This is a genomic window from Curtobacterium sp. MCBD17_019 (genome assembly GCF_003234555.1).
Lineage (GTDB): Bacteria > Actinomycetota > Actinomycetes > Actinomycetales > Microbacteriaceae > Curtobacterium.
In genome coordinates, this window is record NZ_QKTT01000025.1 from 1 (window position 1) to 13,454 (window position 13,454).

Genomic DNA, 13,454 nt, shown 5'->3' on the forward strand with positions numbered 1-13,454 from the left:
CGCCGTCCAGCAGATGAAGAAGCTCAAGGTCGCCACGGACGGCAGCAACGGCTACGTCAGCGACATGGACGCCAGCCGGCTGAACTCGTTCATCACCAAGGCGGCCCCGATCTTCTTGTCGATGAACTGGTTGGTGTACAGGTCGTCGGCCGTGAGCCCCGACTGGACGTGGCCGCCGGACTTCTCGAAGATCGGCGCCGCCTTGGTGATGAACGAGTTCAGCCGGCTGGCGTCCATGTCGCCGACGTAGCCGTTGCTGCCGTCCGTGGCGACCTTGAGCTTCTTCATCTGCTGGACGGCGAACGCACCGACCTTGGCGTCGTAGGTCCAGCCGTTGTTGTAGTCCTGCACGAGCGTGTCGATGAGGTCGTTCGTCGGTGTCGGGTTCTTGAAGTAGTCCACGTCGGCCTGCTGCATGACCGGCACGAGCTTCTTCAGGCACGGGGTGAGCTTCGCCAGGTCGCCCGAGCGGACGGACATGGTCTCGGGGTAGGGGTTCCACCCCGTGCTCGAGACGAGCGAGGAGTCGAGCTTCTTGCCCCAGGCCGCCACCTCGTGCTGGTAGATGTACGGCTCGGCGGTCGCGAAGCCCTGCTGCGCGTCCTTGCCGCCTGCGGTCACGAACTTCGACGGCGTGCCGTCGTAGCTGCCGTCCTGGACGCTCGTCGGCAGGTAGCCCGCCTGTGCCAGGTAGGTCATGTACGCGGCGCCGCTGAAGTAGCGGACGACGCCGCCCTTGGCCTTGAGCGCCTTGCCGAGGCTCTTGATGCTGTCGACGCTCTTGTACGTCGCCGGGTCCCACATGAGGACCATGGGCGACTCGTCGTTCTCGGCGAACACCGCGGTGGTGGGCAGGTTGCCGGAGAACTCGACGGCCTCGTCCGTGGAGACGTAGCCGAGCGTGATCGACTTGTCCTGGTACATCTGCGAGCTCACCGTGGAGTAGCCGATCGCGGGACCGCCCGCGCGGATCTCGAGCTGCACACCCGTCGACTTGCCGTTCGCCATGAGGTCGCCCGTGACGGACTTGCCCGAGGCGTCGATCTTCGGGTTCGCCCCGAGCATCTGGTAGAGGTGCCCGTGGTCGGCTTCGGGGTTCCAGTCCGTCTGGACGACGACGGTCGAGGGGCAGACGCCGGACAGGTCGACGGCCGGGCCCTTCGCGGCGGACGACGTGGTCGCGGCGCCGGCGCTGTCCGACGTGCTCGTCGAACAGCCGGTGAGGGCGAGGGCGGTGACGCCGAGGGCTGCGGCGACGACGCCGAGACGGGTTCTGCTGCGCATGGGTGCTCCGTTCGTGGTGCAGGTCGGGGTGGTGCGGGGTGCAGGGTGTGGTGGGAGGGGGAGACGATGGGGGCGGGAACTCAGCCGAAGTCGTGCCAGCGGCCGACGGCGAGACGCCCGATGAGGCCGAAGACGAGGAACACGGCGACGCCGAAGAGCGAGGCGACGATGATCGTCGCGTAGAGCTCGGGGCCCATGAGCCGCGACGCGGTCACCTGGATGAGGACGCCGAGGCCCGGGTTGCCGCGCTGGAAGAACTGGTCGCCGACGATCGCGCCGATCACCGAGAGCCCGGCCGACGTCCGCAGTCCGACGAAGATCGACGGCAGGGCGGCGGGGATCTGCAGCTTGAGCAGCTGGGCGCCGCGGCCGGCGTGCTGGAGCCGGAACAGCTCGCGCGCCCCGCGGTCGGCCGACTGCAGACCGAACAGCGTGTTCGACACCATCGGGAACAGCGCGATCATCACGGTGACGATGACGCGGCTGGCGAACTCGTACCCGAACAGGGCACCGATCAGCGGGACGAGCGCCAGGATCGGCACGCACTGGAGCACGACGGCGTACGGGTACAGCGAGTTCTCGAGCCACCTCGCCTGCGCCATCAGCATCGCCCAGACGACGCCGATGACGATCGCGATCGCGAGCCCGGTCAGGGACACCAGGGCCGTCCGCGCGAGCGCCTGCCACAGCTGCCCGTCGAACCCGGAGGGCGTGCCGTCGGGACTCGTGTCCCAGACGATCGCCTTGGCGACGAGGTGCGGGTAGGGGACGAGGAACGCCAAGTTCTTCGCCTTGTCGTAGTACGTCGCGGCGACGTACCAGAGGGCGATGAGGACGACGAACACGGCCACGGGTTGCCACCACATGACGGCGGGCCGTGTCCTGCTGCGTGTCTGGCGGGCGGCCGCTCGGGCGGTGCGGGTCTCGGCGACCTCCTGCAGCGTGACCATCAGCGGTGTCCTTCCCGGAGCGCGTGCGAGACCTCGCCGACGAGTTCGGCGAACTCGGGCGTGAAGCGGATGTCCGGGTCCCGTGGCATCGGGAACGGGACGTCGAAGCGTCGGACGACCGTGCCGGGACGGCCGGACATGACGATGACCTTCGTCGACAGGTAGACGGCCTCGGACACCGAGTGCGTGATGAACAGCCCGGCGAAGCGCTGTTCGACGAACAGGCGGAGCAGTTCGTCGTTGAGGCGCTCGCGCGTGATCTCGTCGAGCGCGCCGAAGGGCTCGTCGAACAGGAACAGCTCCGGGTCGAGGGTGAGCGACCGGGCGAGGGACACGCGCATCCGCATGCCGCCCGACAGCTGCTTCGGCAGGTTCGTCTCGAACCCGTTCAGTCCGACGAGGTCGATCGCCCGGCGCGCCTTCTCGGCCCGCTCCGCCTTGCCGACGTGGCCGAGTTCCGCGAGCAGCTCCACGTTCCCCTGCACGGTGCGCCAGGGGAGCAGGGTCGCGTCCTGGAACACGTACCCGATCCGGGAGGCCCCGACCGACGCGGTCCCGTCGGACGCGGTCTCGAGTCCGGAGGCGATCCGGAGGAGGGTCGACTTGCCGCAGCCGGACGGGCCGACGACGGACACGAACTCGCCGCGGTCGACCGTCAGGTCGACGCCCTGGAGGGCGATGGTCCCGTTCGGGAACGTCATCTCGACGTTCCCGAAGTCGAGCAGCGTGTCCGTCGACGTGACGGGCGCGGGTGCGGTGGTGGTCACGGCTACCTCTTCGTTCTGGTGGATCGGGCTGGGTCAGGCGGTGGGTGCCGGGGTGGCGGTTGCGGGGGTGGGGTCGGCGGGAACGGTGTCGCCGGGGGCGGTCGGCGCGGGGGTGGGCGCGGCGACGGAGCGGTGGACCTCGGTGACCGCGACGAGCCGGCCGTGCGCGACGACGAGCCGGTCCGCGGGGGCCTCGGCGATGGCCTCGATGAGGCTCGACGCGGCGATGGCCAGGAACTCGGCCCGCGCACCCGGCACCGCCCCGGCGGGCGGGAGGCCCATGACACTGCGGGCGCCGTCGCTGACGAGCCGGTACGCCTCCTCCGGCGTGAGGTGTCCCGCGGTCACGAGCAGCGAGGCGGTCTCGAGCGCGTCCGACCGCCCGACCGGGTTGAACGGGTCCCGCACGTTGTCCGCTCCGGCCGCCACCCGGACGCCGGCGTCGAGGAGCGCCCGGAGCGCCGTCAGACCGCGCGGCGTCGACACCGGGTGCTGCCAGCCCTGCAGGTACAGGTTCGTGATCGGGAGTGTGATGACGCCGAGGTCCGCGGCGAGCACGTCCTCGATCACCTCGGCGCGGCGCTGCGGCGACAGGGTGCCGAGACGCACGCAGTGTCCCGCCGAGTACTGCCGGTCCCGTGGCCAGTCCCGCACCGTCCGCGCGTAGCGGTCGAGCGTGACCGGGCCGTCGAGGCTCTCGTCGGCGTGCATGTCGACGCCGAGTCCGCGCCGCGCCGCGATCGCGAGGAGGCGGTCGAGATCGGCGTCCGGGTCGTCGGCGAGGTGCGGGGCACCGCCGACGAGGTCCACCCCGAGGTCGAGCACCGCTTCGATGTGCGCGTCCGGCGCGCGGTGACCGGCGAGTGCGACGAGCTCGATGTCCATGAGGCCGGCGAGTTCACGCCGCACCCGGAGCAGCGCTCGTGCGCCGCGGGTGGCCTGGTCGGTCGTGGCCGTTCCGTCGCCGCTGAGCACGTCGACGTGCGTGCGGACCGCGGTCGTGCCCGTGGCGAGCATCGCGAGGGCCTGGGTGCGGGCCCGGTCGGCGATGTCGTCGACGGTCATGTCCGCCGCGTGGGCGATCCAGGCGCCGATGGCCGAGCCGAGGTCACCGAGCGGGGGTCGGATCCGGTCGAAGCTCAGCGCCTTGTCGAGGTGCGCGTGGGGCTCCGCGGCGGCCGTGAGGAGCAGACGCCCCTCGAGGTCGAGGGTGGCGTCGGCGTCCGCCGTGAGCGTGCCGGCCGGGGCGACATCGGACACCGTGCCGCCCTCGATCGCGATGTCGACACGGCGCCCGTCGGGCAGCAGTCCGTGGCGCAGGAGTGCCAGTGGCCGGGGCAGTGTCGCGCTCACGGGATCCCTCCGCTCGTGTGCCAAAATGTTGATCGCATCAACATCGCCGATGCTAGGGCGGCCACGTTTCCCGCGCGTTTCGCCCCCGTTGCCGCATGTAACGACCCGCGACGCCGCCCGTAGGGGGCAGCACGATGGAGGAGCCCGTGGTCACCACCGAGGTCGTCGACCCCGACGCCGCCGGCACGCGCGTCGTCGACGAGCAGGCCCGCCGGATCGGCCAGCACATCCGTGAACTCCGACGTGGCCGGTCCCTGACGCTCGTGCAGCTCGCCGACCGGAGCGGACTGTCGCACTCGTTCCTCAGCCAGCTCGAGCGCGGTCACACCCGAGCGAGCATGGTGTCGCTCGACCGCATCGCCGGCGCCCTCGGCACGAGCCAGGTCGCGCTGCTCGCCGCCGGTGACCCGCAGCTCCGCGAGCCCGACGACCCGCGCCCCGAGGTCGTCCGCGCCCACGAGGGTGCCCGGAGCCCGTTCGCCCTGGGATCGGCCCGCCTGCTCGTGCACGGCGGCAGCCACGCGTTCGAGCCCCTCGAGTGGATCGGCGCGGACACCGATCCCGGCGAGCACTACGAACACCACGAGGACGAGTTCCTCACCGTCGTGGCCGGGGCGGTGCTCCTCGACCTCGCCGGGGACGTGACGCGGCTCGGCGTCGGCGACTCCGCGTACTACCGCGGCGGCACGCCGCACCGATGGTGCAGCGCCGACGGCGAGCGGTTCCACCTCATCGTCGTCAAGCAGACGCCCGCGCCGACCGGAGGTGCCGCATGAGCGCGCAGGAGGCCCGCATCGCCGTCCGGGTCGCGGCCAGGACCGCGGTGGCCCGGGACGTCGTCACCCTCGACCTCGCTCCGGTGGACGCGGCACCGCTGCCCGCCTGGACCCCGGGGGCGCACGTCGACCTCGAGGTGCGCCCCGGGCTCGAGCGGCAGTACTCCCTCGTCGCCACGACCGCGGACGGGCACTGGCGCGTCGCCGTGCTCCGCGAGCAGGAGGGCCGCGGGGGGTCCGCCGCCGTGCACGACGTCCTCGTGCCCGGCGAGACCGTGGCCGTCCGCGGTCCGCGCAACCACTTCGCGTTCGACCCCGCGCGCCCGGCGGTGTTCGTGGCCGGCGGCATCGGGATCACGCCGATCCTGCCGATGATCGCCCTGGCCGAGGCCGACGGCACCCCGTGGACCCTGCACTACGCGGGACGGGACCGGGCGGGGATGGCGTTCGCGGCGGACCTCGCCGCCGCACACCCCGCCGAGGTCCGGCTCTACCCGGGCGACGAGGGCACCCGGCTCGACGTGCCGGGCCTGCTCGCGGGACCCTCGGACGCGGTCGTCTACGCGTGCGGGCCGCGGCGGCTCGTGGACGCGGTCGTGGCGGCCGGCGCCCACCGCGGCCCTGACGCCGTCCGCGTCGAGCGGTTCACGGCCGCCGACGACGCCACCGCACCGGGGGAGCCGTTCGAGGCGGAACTGGCGCTGTCGGGGATCACCGTCACCGTGCCTCCCGACCGGTCGCTGCTCGACGTCGTCGAGGACGCCGGCGTGCTCGTGCTGTCGTCGTGCCGCGAGGGCACGTGCGGCACCTGCGAGACCCCCGTGCTCGAGGGGGAGGTCGAGCACCGGGACACCGTGCTCAGCGCCGAGGAGCACGCCGAGGGGCGGACGATGATGATCTGCGTGTCGCGGGCGCGCGGCGGCTGCCCCCGGCTCGTGCTCGACCTGTAGGGCCCATCGCTGCCGGAGGGCGCGCGCCGACGACGACTGCGCTGTCGCTGCTCGGCGCGCTCGTCGTCCGGGCGCGCCCTACGGCTGTGACGGGGACGGCGCCGCGTCGATCCGCTGCGCGCGGAGCTCGTCGACGAGTTCGGGACGCGAGCGCATGTAGCGGATCCCGGACTGCGTGCCCCACACGTACAGGCCGGCCGCGAGCACCGCGAGCACGACGGAGTCCCACGGCGCCCCGATGAGGCCGAGGCCGCCGAAGCTCCCGATCGCCGACATGCCGTAAACGACGGCGAGGTACGCGACGAGCCAGATGCCGCCGACGACCTCACCCGCACCGTGGTGCTGCAGGGCGTACGTGACCGCGTACCAGATGAGTCCGACGACGATGATCGGGATGGTGAGGACCAGCTCGGACCACGGCACCCAGTAGATGACGAGCGCGCTCACGACGAACGCGAACGGCGCGATCACCGACATCCCGGGCAGGCGTGCCGCGCGGTCCGCCAGACCCGACCGACGGAACGCGACGACCGACACGGATCCGATCGAGAACGTGAACGCGATGAGCGTGCCCGTCACGCCGATGATCGCGTGCCAGCTCGGCAGGGGGAGCAGGAACAGGATGCCCACCAGGAAGTTCGTGATGAGCGCCCGCCGCGGCACGCCGGATCCCGGGTGCACCTTGGCGAACCAGGAGGGGAAGAACCGGTTCTTCGCCAGGCCGAACATGTTGCGCGCGTTCGACGCCGTGAAGACGATGCCCGAACCCGACGGCGAGACCATGGAGTCGGCGATGAGGACCCAGTACAGCCAGGTCATGCCCAGGAGCATGGCGAGCTGCGCGAAGGGCGAGTTGAAGTCGATGCCGCTCCAGCCCTTGCCGAGCAGGTGCTGCGGCACGCCGAAGATGAACGCGAGCTGCAGCAGCAGGTAGAGCGCGATCGCCGCGAGGATCGTCGTGACGAGTGAGGCCGGGATGTTCCGGTGCGGGTTCCGGGCCTCGCCCGACAGCTCGACGATGTTGCGGAAGCCGGTGTAGGCGAACACCATGCCCGCGGTCGCGATGGTGCCGAGGGCCGCGCCGATGCCGTACGGGGCGAACCCGCCGCCGGCGGCGAAGTTGTGCGTGCCACCCGCGCCACCGCTGTGCGTGAACCCGCTCGCGAACAGCATGACGATGGTCAGTGTCGGGATGCAGATCTTGACCGCGGTGACGATGTTGTTGCTGCGTGCGAAGAACTGCACACCGAAGTAGTTGACGACGACGAACACCGCCATGAGGCCGATGGCGACGAGGATCCCGGGGAACGTCAGCTGGCCGTGGCGGAAGAGCCCGGGGATGTACGAGCTGGCGTACTGGACGACCCCGGACGCTTCGGTCGGCGGGTTCGCGACGTAGGTGACCCACATGCTCCAGCCCACGATGCTCGCGGCGAAGCGCCCGTTCGAGTACAGCGGGTACCGGACCAGCCCACCGGATTCGGGGTGCACCATGCCGAGCTCGGCGAACACGAGTGCGACCGCGAGCATGACCGCGCCGCCGATCACCCACGCGATGAGCGCTGCCGGCCCCGCCGTCTGTGCGGCGTACATCGCGGAGAACAGCCAGCCGGAACCGATGACGCTGCCGATTCCCGTGGCGACCAGGGACCAGTAGCCGAGCCGCTGCTTGAGGTGGCTGTCCTCGCTCGTGGCGGACTGGGGGACCGGACTCGCGCTGACCATGCACCCGTCGTACCCCGATCCACGTCGGTTGGCACGACTCGAGCCGCCCGTGGACCACGGCGCGCCGACATCCGGGAGGTCCGTGTCGGCATGTGCGACCGGTACAGTCCCGCGCATGATCGTGTGGATCAACGGCACCCACGGTGTGGGGAAGACGACGACGAGCGCGCTCGTGCAGCAGATGCTCCCGGACGCGCGCGTCCTCGACGCCGAGAAGGTCGGTGAGGTCCTCATGGACATCCGACCGGGCCTCCCGGCGACCGACGACTTCCAGCACTGGGCGCCCTGGCGACCGCTCGTCGTCGAGACCGCCCGACGCGTGCTGCAGTACACCGGTGGGATCCTCGTCATGCCGATGACCGTCCTGGTCGAGCGGTACTGGCGCGAGATCAGCGACGGCCTCGCCGCGCATGACATCCCGGTCCGCCACTTCGTCCTGCACGCCGACCAGGAGACGATCCGCGACCGGATCCAGAACGACCCGGTCCTCGGCCCGTCGACGTTCCGCTTCTCGCGCCTGGAGCCCTACGCCGAGGCCGCTCGCACCTGGCTCCACGCCGAGGCGGAGGTGGTCGACACGACGCACATCGACCCGACGCAGGCGGCGCAGCGGATCGCCGCAGCGGTCCGCGCCGGCTAGGGCCGGAGGCCTGCGGGCCCGTGCCCACGGGCCTCCCGATTCAGGGCCGCTCCGTGCCCTCGAGCGGGGCCCCGCCGAGCGCGGACAGCCGGGACAACCCCGCCTCGGCGACGAGCCGCTGGGCCAGCGGCCGAGCCCGCGCGACGGCCTCGGCCGGATCGACGCGCGTGACCTCGCCATCGGCGAGGCTCAGCTCGCCGTCGACCCACACGTCCTTGACCTCGCGGCTCCCGGCGACGAACACGACCGCCTGGTAGGGGTCGTGCACGTTCGCCAGCGCCGGGCTGTCGCCGTCGAACACGACGACGTCCGCGCGCTTGCCGGGCTCGAGCGAGCCGATCTCGCCGTCCATCCGCAGTGCCCGGGCGCCGCCGATGGTGCCCATCTCGAACGCTTCGCGGGCGCTCATCGCGGTCGCCTGCAGATCGCGGATCCGGGCGAGCAGCGCCGCGGTCTTCATCGCCTGCAGGAAGTCCTGGGAGTCGTTCGAGGCGGGACCGTCCACGCCGATGCCGACCGGGACGCCGAGGGCGCGGAGTTCGGCGACGGGCGCGATGCCGCTCGCCAGGATGCCGTTCGCGACCGGGTTGTGTGCGACGCCGACGCCGTGCTCCGCGTAGAGCTGCCGGTCCTCCCGGTCCACCCACACGCTGTGCGCGGCGATCACGGGGACGGCGAACATGCCGGTGGCCGCCGCGTGCCCGACGACGGTCTTGCCGGTGCGCTGTCGCGCCGCGGTGACCTCCTCGCGCACCTCGTGGATGTGGATGTGGATGCCGTGGCCGCCGTCCACCGCGTACCCGATGTGCTGCTCCCACGCGGCGTCCGTGTAGCGGCCGATGGAGGAGATCCCGACGCGGAACGAGCTGTACCGGCTCGCGGCCGTTGCCTCCTCCAGCACACGGAGTTCGTCGAGGATCGGCGCGGGCCCGAAGTCCCGGTCGACGTCACCGGACCCGAACGAGAGCACGCCGCGGAGCCCCAGCTCGTCGAGCGCCTGGACGACGCCCGGTGTGGCGGGGTCGCCCGGGATCGGGTCCGAGCAGAACATGTCGTTCGCCGTCGTCACGCCGCTGCGGAGCATCTGGATGCCCTGGAGCATCGTCCCCGCGTACGCCTTGTCCCGCGTCATGACCGGGTTGACGGGTGCGATGAGTTCCTGCAGCCACTCCCACAGCGTGTACTGCGAGCCGATGCCGGTGATGAGCCCCTCGCTGAAGTGCCCGTGCGTGTTCACGAACCCGGGCGTCACGATGTCGTACGCCCCGCCGCGGACGACCGCGTGTGGGTTCGCCGCCCGCAGGTCGTCGTAGGTGCCGACCGCCGCGATGCGATCGCCGTCGACGAGGACGGCACCGTCACGGATCGCGGCGGGCGTCGGCGAGGCGTCGGAGTGTGCGGGGACACCGGCGACGGGGACGGACTCGGGCGCTCCGGTGAGCACCCACCCGCCACGGATCAGGGTCTGGGCCATGCCTGTGACCCTAGGGGCGACGTGTTCCGGGGATGTTTCCGGTCGGTCACGAGCGTCGGCGGGTCCCGCCCCCTCGTCATCGCGCCGAAACACACCGCCACCGCCCGGAAACACTGCGCTGCTACAACGGCCCCATGCTCACCGTCACCGGCGCCGTCCGTGTCCTCGTCGATCCCGGCACGGAGCGCGGCGGCGACGTCGTCCTCGAGGACGGCCACGCGGAGTCCTCCACCCTCGACGCGACGGGCTGCGTCGTCACGCCCGGACTCGTGAACGCACACCACCATCTGTTGCAGACGGCGTTCCGCACCCTGCCCGGAACGCGTGGGGTCCCGATGGCGGACTGGCTCCCCGCGATGGCCGCCGCCTACGGACGAGTGGGGCACGACCCCGAGCTGTACGGACTGGCGGCGACCGTGGGAGCCGCCGAGGGCCTCCTGAGTGGCGTGACGACCATCGCCGACCACCACCTCAACTGGCCCACCGACGCCACGCCCGAGGACACCGTCGCGCTCGCGCGGGCGACGGCCGACGCCGTCCGCGCACTCGGCGGCCGACTCGTCTTCGTCCGCGGCTCCGCTCGTGACGACCCGGAGCAGGCCGCGGCGTCGGCCGACGCGATCGTCGGCGCCCTGCTCGACCTGGAGGCCGTGGGCGGCGTCGACCCGGACGGTCGCCTCCAGATCGCGGTCGGGCCGGCGGGCGTGCACTCCGACGCGCGCGAGACCTTCCTGGCACTCGGCGAGGTCGCCGCGCGCCACCGCCTCCGGCGGCGGACGCAGGCGAACGAACAGGTGGACACCGCCATCGCGCTCGAGCGGTACGGCCGACGCCCCCTCGACCTCCTGGAGGAGTGGGGCTGGCTCGCACCGGACGTCACCATCGCGCATCTGTGCGACGTCACGGACGACGAGATCACCCGACTCGCCGCGGCCGGTGTCACCGCGACGCACGCGCCGGGCTGCGACGTGCCGATGGGCTGGGGAATCGCGCCGGTCGCCCGCCTCGCCGACGCCGGGATCGCCGTCGGACTCGGGACGAGCGGTGGCGGGAGCAACGACGCCGGCCACCTGCTCGCCGACGCCCGTCTGGCCATGCAGGTGTCCGCGCTCGTCGGCCCGCAGCTCCCGGCCCGCCAGGTGCTCGGGATGGCGACCGCCGGGTCGGCGGCCGGTCTCGGTCGGCCGGAACTCGGTCACCTGGGTGCCGGGACCGCCGGTGACCTGTGCGTGTGGGACGTCTCGGGCGTCGCCGATGCCGGCGTGGACGACCCGGTCGCGGGCCTCCTCTGGGCGTCACCCGGTCGCCGTCCACGGCACGTCGTCGTCGGCGGCCGCGTCGTCGTCCGGGACGGGAGGCTCGTGGGCGCCGACGAGCGCGAGCTGGCGGCCCGGCTGCGGGAGCGGTTGGCTCGGACGCCTGCGGTGGCGTAGGAGGCCGCCAGCGTCACCAGGGCCGGGGAGCGCGACGCCGCCCTCGGACGGGAGACCCCGTGTGGCTCAGGCGGGCAGCTCGCCGAGCACGCGCCGCCACGCCGCGGTGAGCGTCTGGTACTCGTCGTCCGGGATCAGGTCGCGGACGCCGGCCGCGAGTACCGCGGAACGGACGGCTTCCTGCGCGCCGTCCTCGGCGAGTTCGTCGTCGTGGATGTGACGGAGGTCGCGTGCAGCCGCACGGCCGGCGTCCTGCGCGGCTTCGATCTCGTCGACTCGGCCCGCGGTACCCGCAGCGTGGAGCGCGTGCTCCCAGGCGGCGACGAGCTGCACGTTCGTGACGACGGGGACGTCGATGCCCCCCTGGATCTCGAACGCCCAGCTCGGCTCGGGCAGCACGATGTCCTCGTCGGCCTTCCACAGGCGACCGAGCGCCTCGGCCTCCTGCGCCGTGAGGGACCCGGCGCGCTCGATCATCGCCTGGAGGTGCTGCGCGTACGTCCGCTTCGACATCGTTGCCTTCCCGACCGCCGCCGGTGCGACGTGCCGTAGGTCATCCTGGCATCCCGACCAGCGAGGTGGCGGGAGACGGCGCCAGATCCGCGAGGACGAGGAAGCGGCGCCCTTGTCCAGGGTCGGGATGTGCTCGACTCCTCCGACCGCCTGACCCCGCCGCCCCAGCGCGTCCTGGTCGCCGGGCCGTCCGGCGCGGGCAAGACCACCTTCGCGCAGCAGATCGAACGCGTCGCCGGGTTGCCGCACACCGAGGTCGACGCGCTCTTCCACGGTCCGGGCTGGACGCCCCGACCTGACTTCGTCGAGGCGGTCGACGCGTTCACGCGCGAACCGAGGTGGGTCACCGAGTGGGCGTACACGTCGCAACTCGGCAACCTCGTGGTCTCGCGTGCGGACACGCTCGTCGCGCTCGACTACCCGGTGCTCCTGCACATGTCCCGCCTCGTGCTGCGGACGATCCGACGGTCGGTGCGACGCGTCGAGCTCTGGAACGGCAACGTCGAACCGCCGCTGCGGACGTTCTTCGGGAACCCCGAGCACATCATCCGCTGGGGCTGGAAGGGCCGCGCACGGATCAGAGCGAACGTCGTCGCCGCTGAGCGCGACTGGCCGCAGCTCCGTGTCGTCCGTCTCCGCTCGCAGCGCCAGGCGGACGCGTGGTTGCGGTCGCTCGCGCTCTGACGGACCGCACGACGATCAGCGCGACGGCGACGATGACGCCGATCAGGACCCCGACCCACACCTGCCACAACCGTGCCTCGGTGGTGAACAGGAGGACCGCGAAGTCCGCGAACTCGCTCGGCACCGTGAGCAGCGCGCGGGACCCGAGCGCGCCGGTCAGCGCCACGATCGAGGTCGGTCCGATCCACGCCAGCCCGAACGCGACGACGGCCCCGACGATCTGCCGACCGAACGGGCGCTGCCAGAACGAGCCGACCGCGACACCGACGGCCAGCCCGGGCAGCAGGTGGGACACGGACAGCAGATCCGCGGACCAGGTCGGCGGTGCCGTGGTCGGCCGGACGACGAGTGCGTCGGCCCAGTCCGTCAGCGTCGCCGCGGCGAGAGCGATGCCGATCACGGGCCCGGGGGCCGGAACAGCGACGACGAGCAAACAGGCGACGAGTGCGACCACGGTCGCCGACAGCGCGATGACCACCAACCCGAACAGATAGACCTGCTCCGGGGTGACGAACGTCGCCACGTACCCCGTCGGCCGACGGAGTCCGACCCCCGTGACGACGGCCGACTCGACGACCGCGACGAGGTCGAGCGCGAACACGCCGATCAGCGCGGCCAGCACCGTGCCGATCGTCCGTGGCACGCGCACGGCGCGGAACAGCACGCCGGCGAGTGCGCCGCCCACGACGAGCATCGACGCCATGAGCGCGACGTCGTACTGGCTGAACGGCAGGAGCGCGATCGGCATCTGGTGCGGCGAGGTCACGTCGGACGCCCAGAGGTTCTGCAGCGGCAGCCGCATGCCGGTGATGATCCACGGCAGCAACCCGACCGCCGCGGATCCGGCACCGACGGCGAGTGCGGTCGTGCGGCTCCGGCTGGTCGGTGCGACGGTCATCCGAGGA

The 13,454-nt window shown here is 72.1% G+C and carries 13 protein-coding genes; 5 read left to right on the forward strand and 8 right to left on the reverse strand.

All coding sequences use genetic code 11. The features are described from left to right. Positions 1–51: 51 nt before the first annotated feature. The 4 genes from DEI82_RS15380 to DEI82_RS15395 form a co-directional block, all read right to left on the reverse strand. Complete coding sequence (locus DEI82_RS15380; protein WP_111037517.1) at positions 52–1,284, reverse strand: ABC transporter substrate-binding protein; 1,233 nt, start codon at positions 1,282–1,284, stop codon at positions 52–54. An 80-nt stretch (positions 1,285–1,364) separates the two neighbouring features. After that, positions 1,365–2,234 carry an ABC transporter permease gene (locus DEI82_RS15385; RefSeq protein WP_111037518.1) on the reverse strand — a complete coding sequence of 290 codons (870 nt, stop codon included), beginning with the start codon at positions 2,232–2,234 and terminating at the stop codon, positions 1,365–1,367. Further along, positions 2,234–3,001 carry an ABC transporter ATP-binding protein gene (locus DEI82_RS15390; RefSeq protein WP_258368807.1) on the reverse strand — a complete coding sequence of 256 codons (768 nt, stop codon included), beginning with the start codon at positions 2,999–3,001 and terminating at the stop codon, positions 2,234–2,236. Before DEI82_RS15390 ends, DEI82_RS15385 begins: the two co-directional genes overlap by 1 nt. A 33-nt stretch (positions 3,002–3,034) precedes the next feature. Continuing rightward, the gene (locus tag DEI82_RS15395) at positions 3,035–4,354 is read right to left on the reverse strand and encodes an amidohydrolase family protein (RefSeq protein ID WP_111037519.1); all 1,320 of its coding nucleotides are present in this window, start codon (positions 4,352–4,354) and stop codon (positions 3,035–3,037) included. Between the two features lie 146 nt (positions 4,355–4,500). Between DEI82_RS15395 and DEI82_RS15400 the strand changes: the two genes are divergently transcribed. Further along, positions 4,501–5,130, forward strand: a complete 630-nt coding sequence (locus tag DEI82_RS15400) for a helix-turn-helix domain-containing protein (RefSeq protein WP_258370156.1) — start codon at positions 4,501–4,503, stop codon at positions 5,128–5,130. Then, positions 5,127–6,080 carry a PDR/VanB family oxidoreductase gene (locus DEI82_RS15405; RefSeq protein ID WP_111008975.1) on the forward strand — a complete coding sequence of 318 codons (954 nt, stop codon included), beginning with the start codon at positions 5,127–5,129 and terminating at the stop codon, positions 6,078–6,080. The genes DEI82_RS15400 and DEI82_RS15405 overlap by 4 nt, the downstream gene beginning before the upstream one ends. A 78-nt stretch (positions 6,081–6,158) precedes the next feature. On the opposite strand, the gene DEI82_RS15410 is transcribed toward DEI82_RS15405, so the two are convergent. After that, positions 6,159–7,805 carry an APC family permease gene (locus DEI82_RS15410; protein WP_111027765.1) on the reverse strand — a complete coding sequence of 549 codons (1,647 nt, stop codon included), beginning with the start codon at positions 7,803–7,805 and terminating at the stop codon, positions 6,159–6,161. Positions 7,806–7,920: 115 nt separating this feature from the next. Here DEI82_RS15410 and DEI82_RS15415 point away from each other — a divergent pair, with 115 nt between their 5' ends. After that, the gene (locus tag DEI82_RS15415; RefSeq protein WP_111008977.1) at positions 7,921–8,445 is read left to right on the forward strand and encodes an AAA family ATPase; all 525 of its coding nucleotides are present in this window, start codon (positions 7,921–7,923) and stop codon (positions 8,443–8,445) included. 40 nt (positions 8,446–8,485) lie between these two features. Here the strand turns inward: DEI82_RS15415 and DEI82_RS15420 are convergent, their stop codons facing one another. After that, positions 8,486–9,919: an amidohydrolase family protein gene (locus DEI82_RS15420; RefSeq protein WP_111008978.1), complete on the reverse strand. Its 1,434-nt coding sequence runs from the start codon at positions 9,917–9,919 to the stop codon at positions 8,486–8,488. A gap of 134 nt (positions 9,920–10,053) precedes the next feature. Here DEI82_RS15420 and DEI82_RS15425 point away from each other — a divergent pair, with 134 nt between their 5' ends. Beyond that, complete coding sequence (locus DEI82_RS15425) at positions 10,054–11,352, forward strand: amidohydrolase family protein (RefSeq protein ID WP_111037520.1); 1,299 nt, start codon at positions 10,054–10,056, stop codon at positions 11,350–11,352. 66 nt (positions 11,353–11,418) lie between these two features. On the opposite strand, the gene DEI82_RS15430 is transcribed toward DEI82_RS15425, so the two are convergent. Beyond that, positions 11,419–11,865 (reverse strand): hypothetical protein, encoded by a 447-nt coding sequence (locus DEI82_RS15430; RefSeq protein WP_111037521.1) that lies wholly within the window; start codon positions 11,863–11,865, stop codon positions 11,419–11,421. Between the two features lie 129 nt (positions 11,866–11,994). Here DEI82_RS15430 and DEI82_RS15435 point away from each other — a divergent pair, with 129 nt between their 5' ends. Further along, positions 11,995–12,549 carry an AAA family ATPase gene (locus DEI82_RS15435; protein WP_111037522.1) on the forward strand — a complete coding sequence of 185 codons (555 nt, stop codon included), beginning with the start codon at positions 11,995–11,997 and terminating at the stop codon, positions 12,547–12,549. Here the strand turns inward: DEI82_RS15435 and DEI82_RS15440 are convergent. Beyond that, on the reverse strand, positions 12,443–13,447 hold the full coding sequence (locus DEI82_RS15440; RefSeq protein ID WP_111037523.1) for a hypothetical protein: 1,005 nt from the start codon (positions 13,445–13,447) through the stop codon (positions 12,443–12,445). The two genes, DEI82_RS15435 and DEI82_RS15440, sit on opposite strands and share 107 nt — an antisense overlap. Positions 13,448–13,454: the final 7 nt, after the last annotated feature.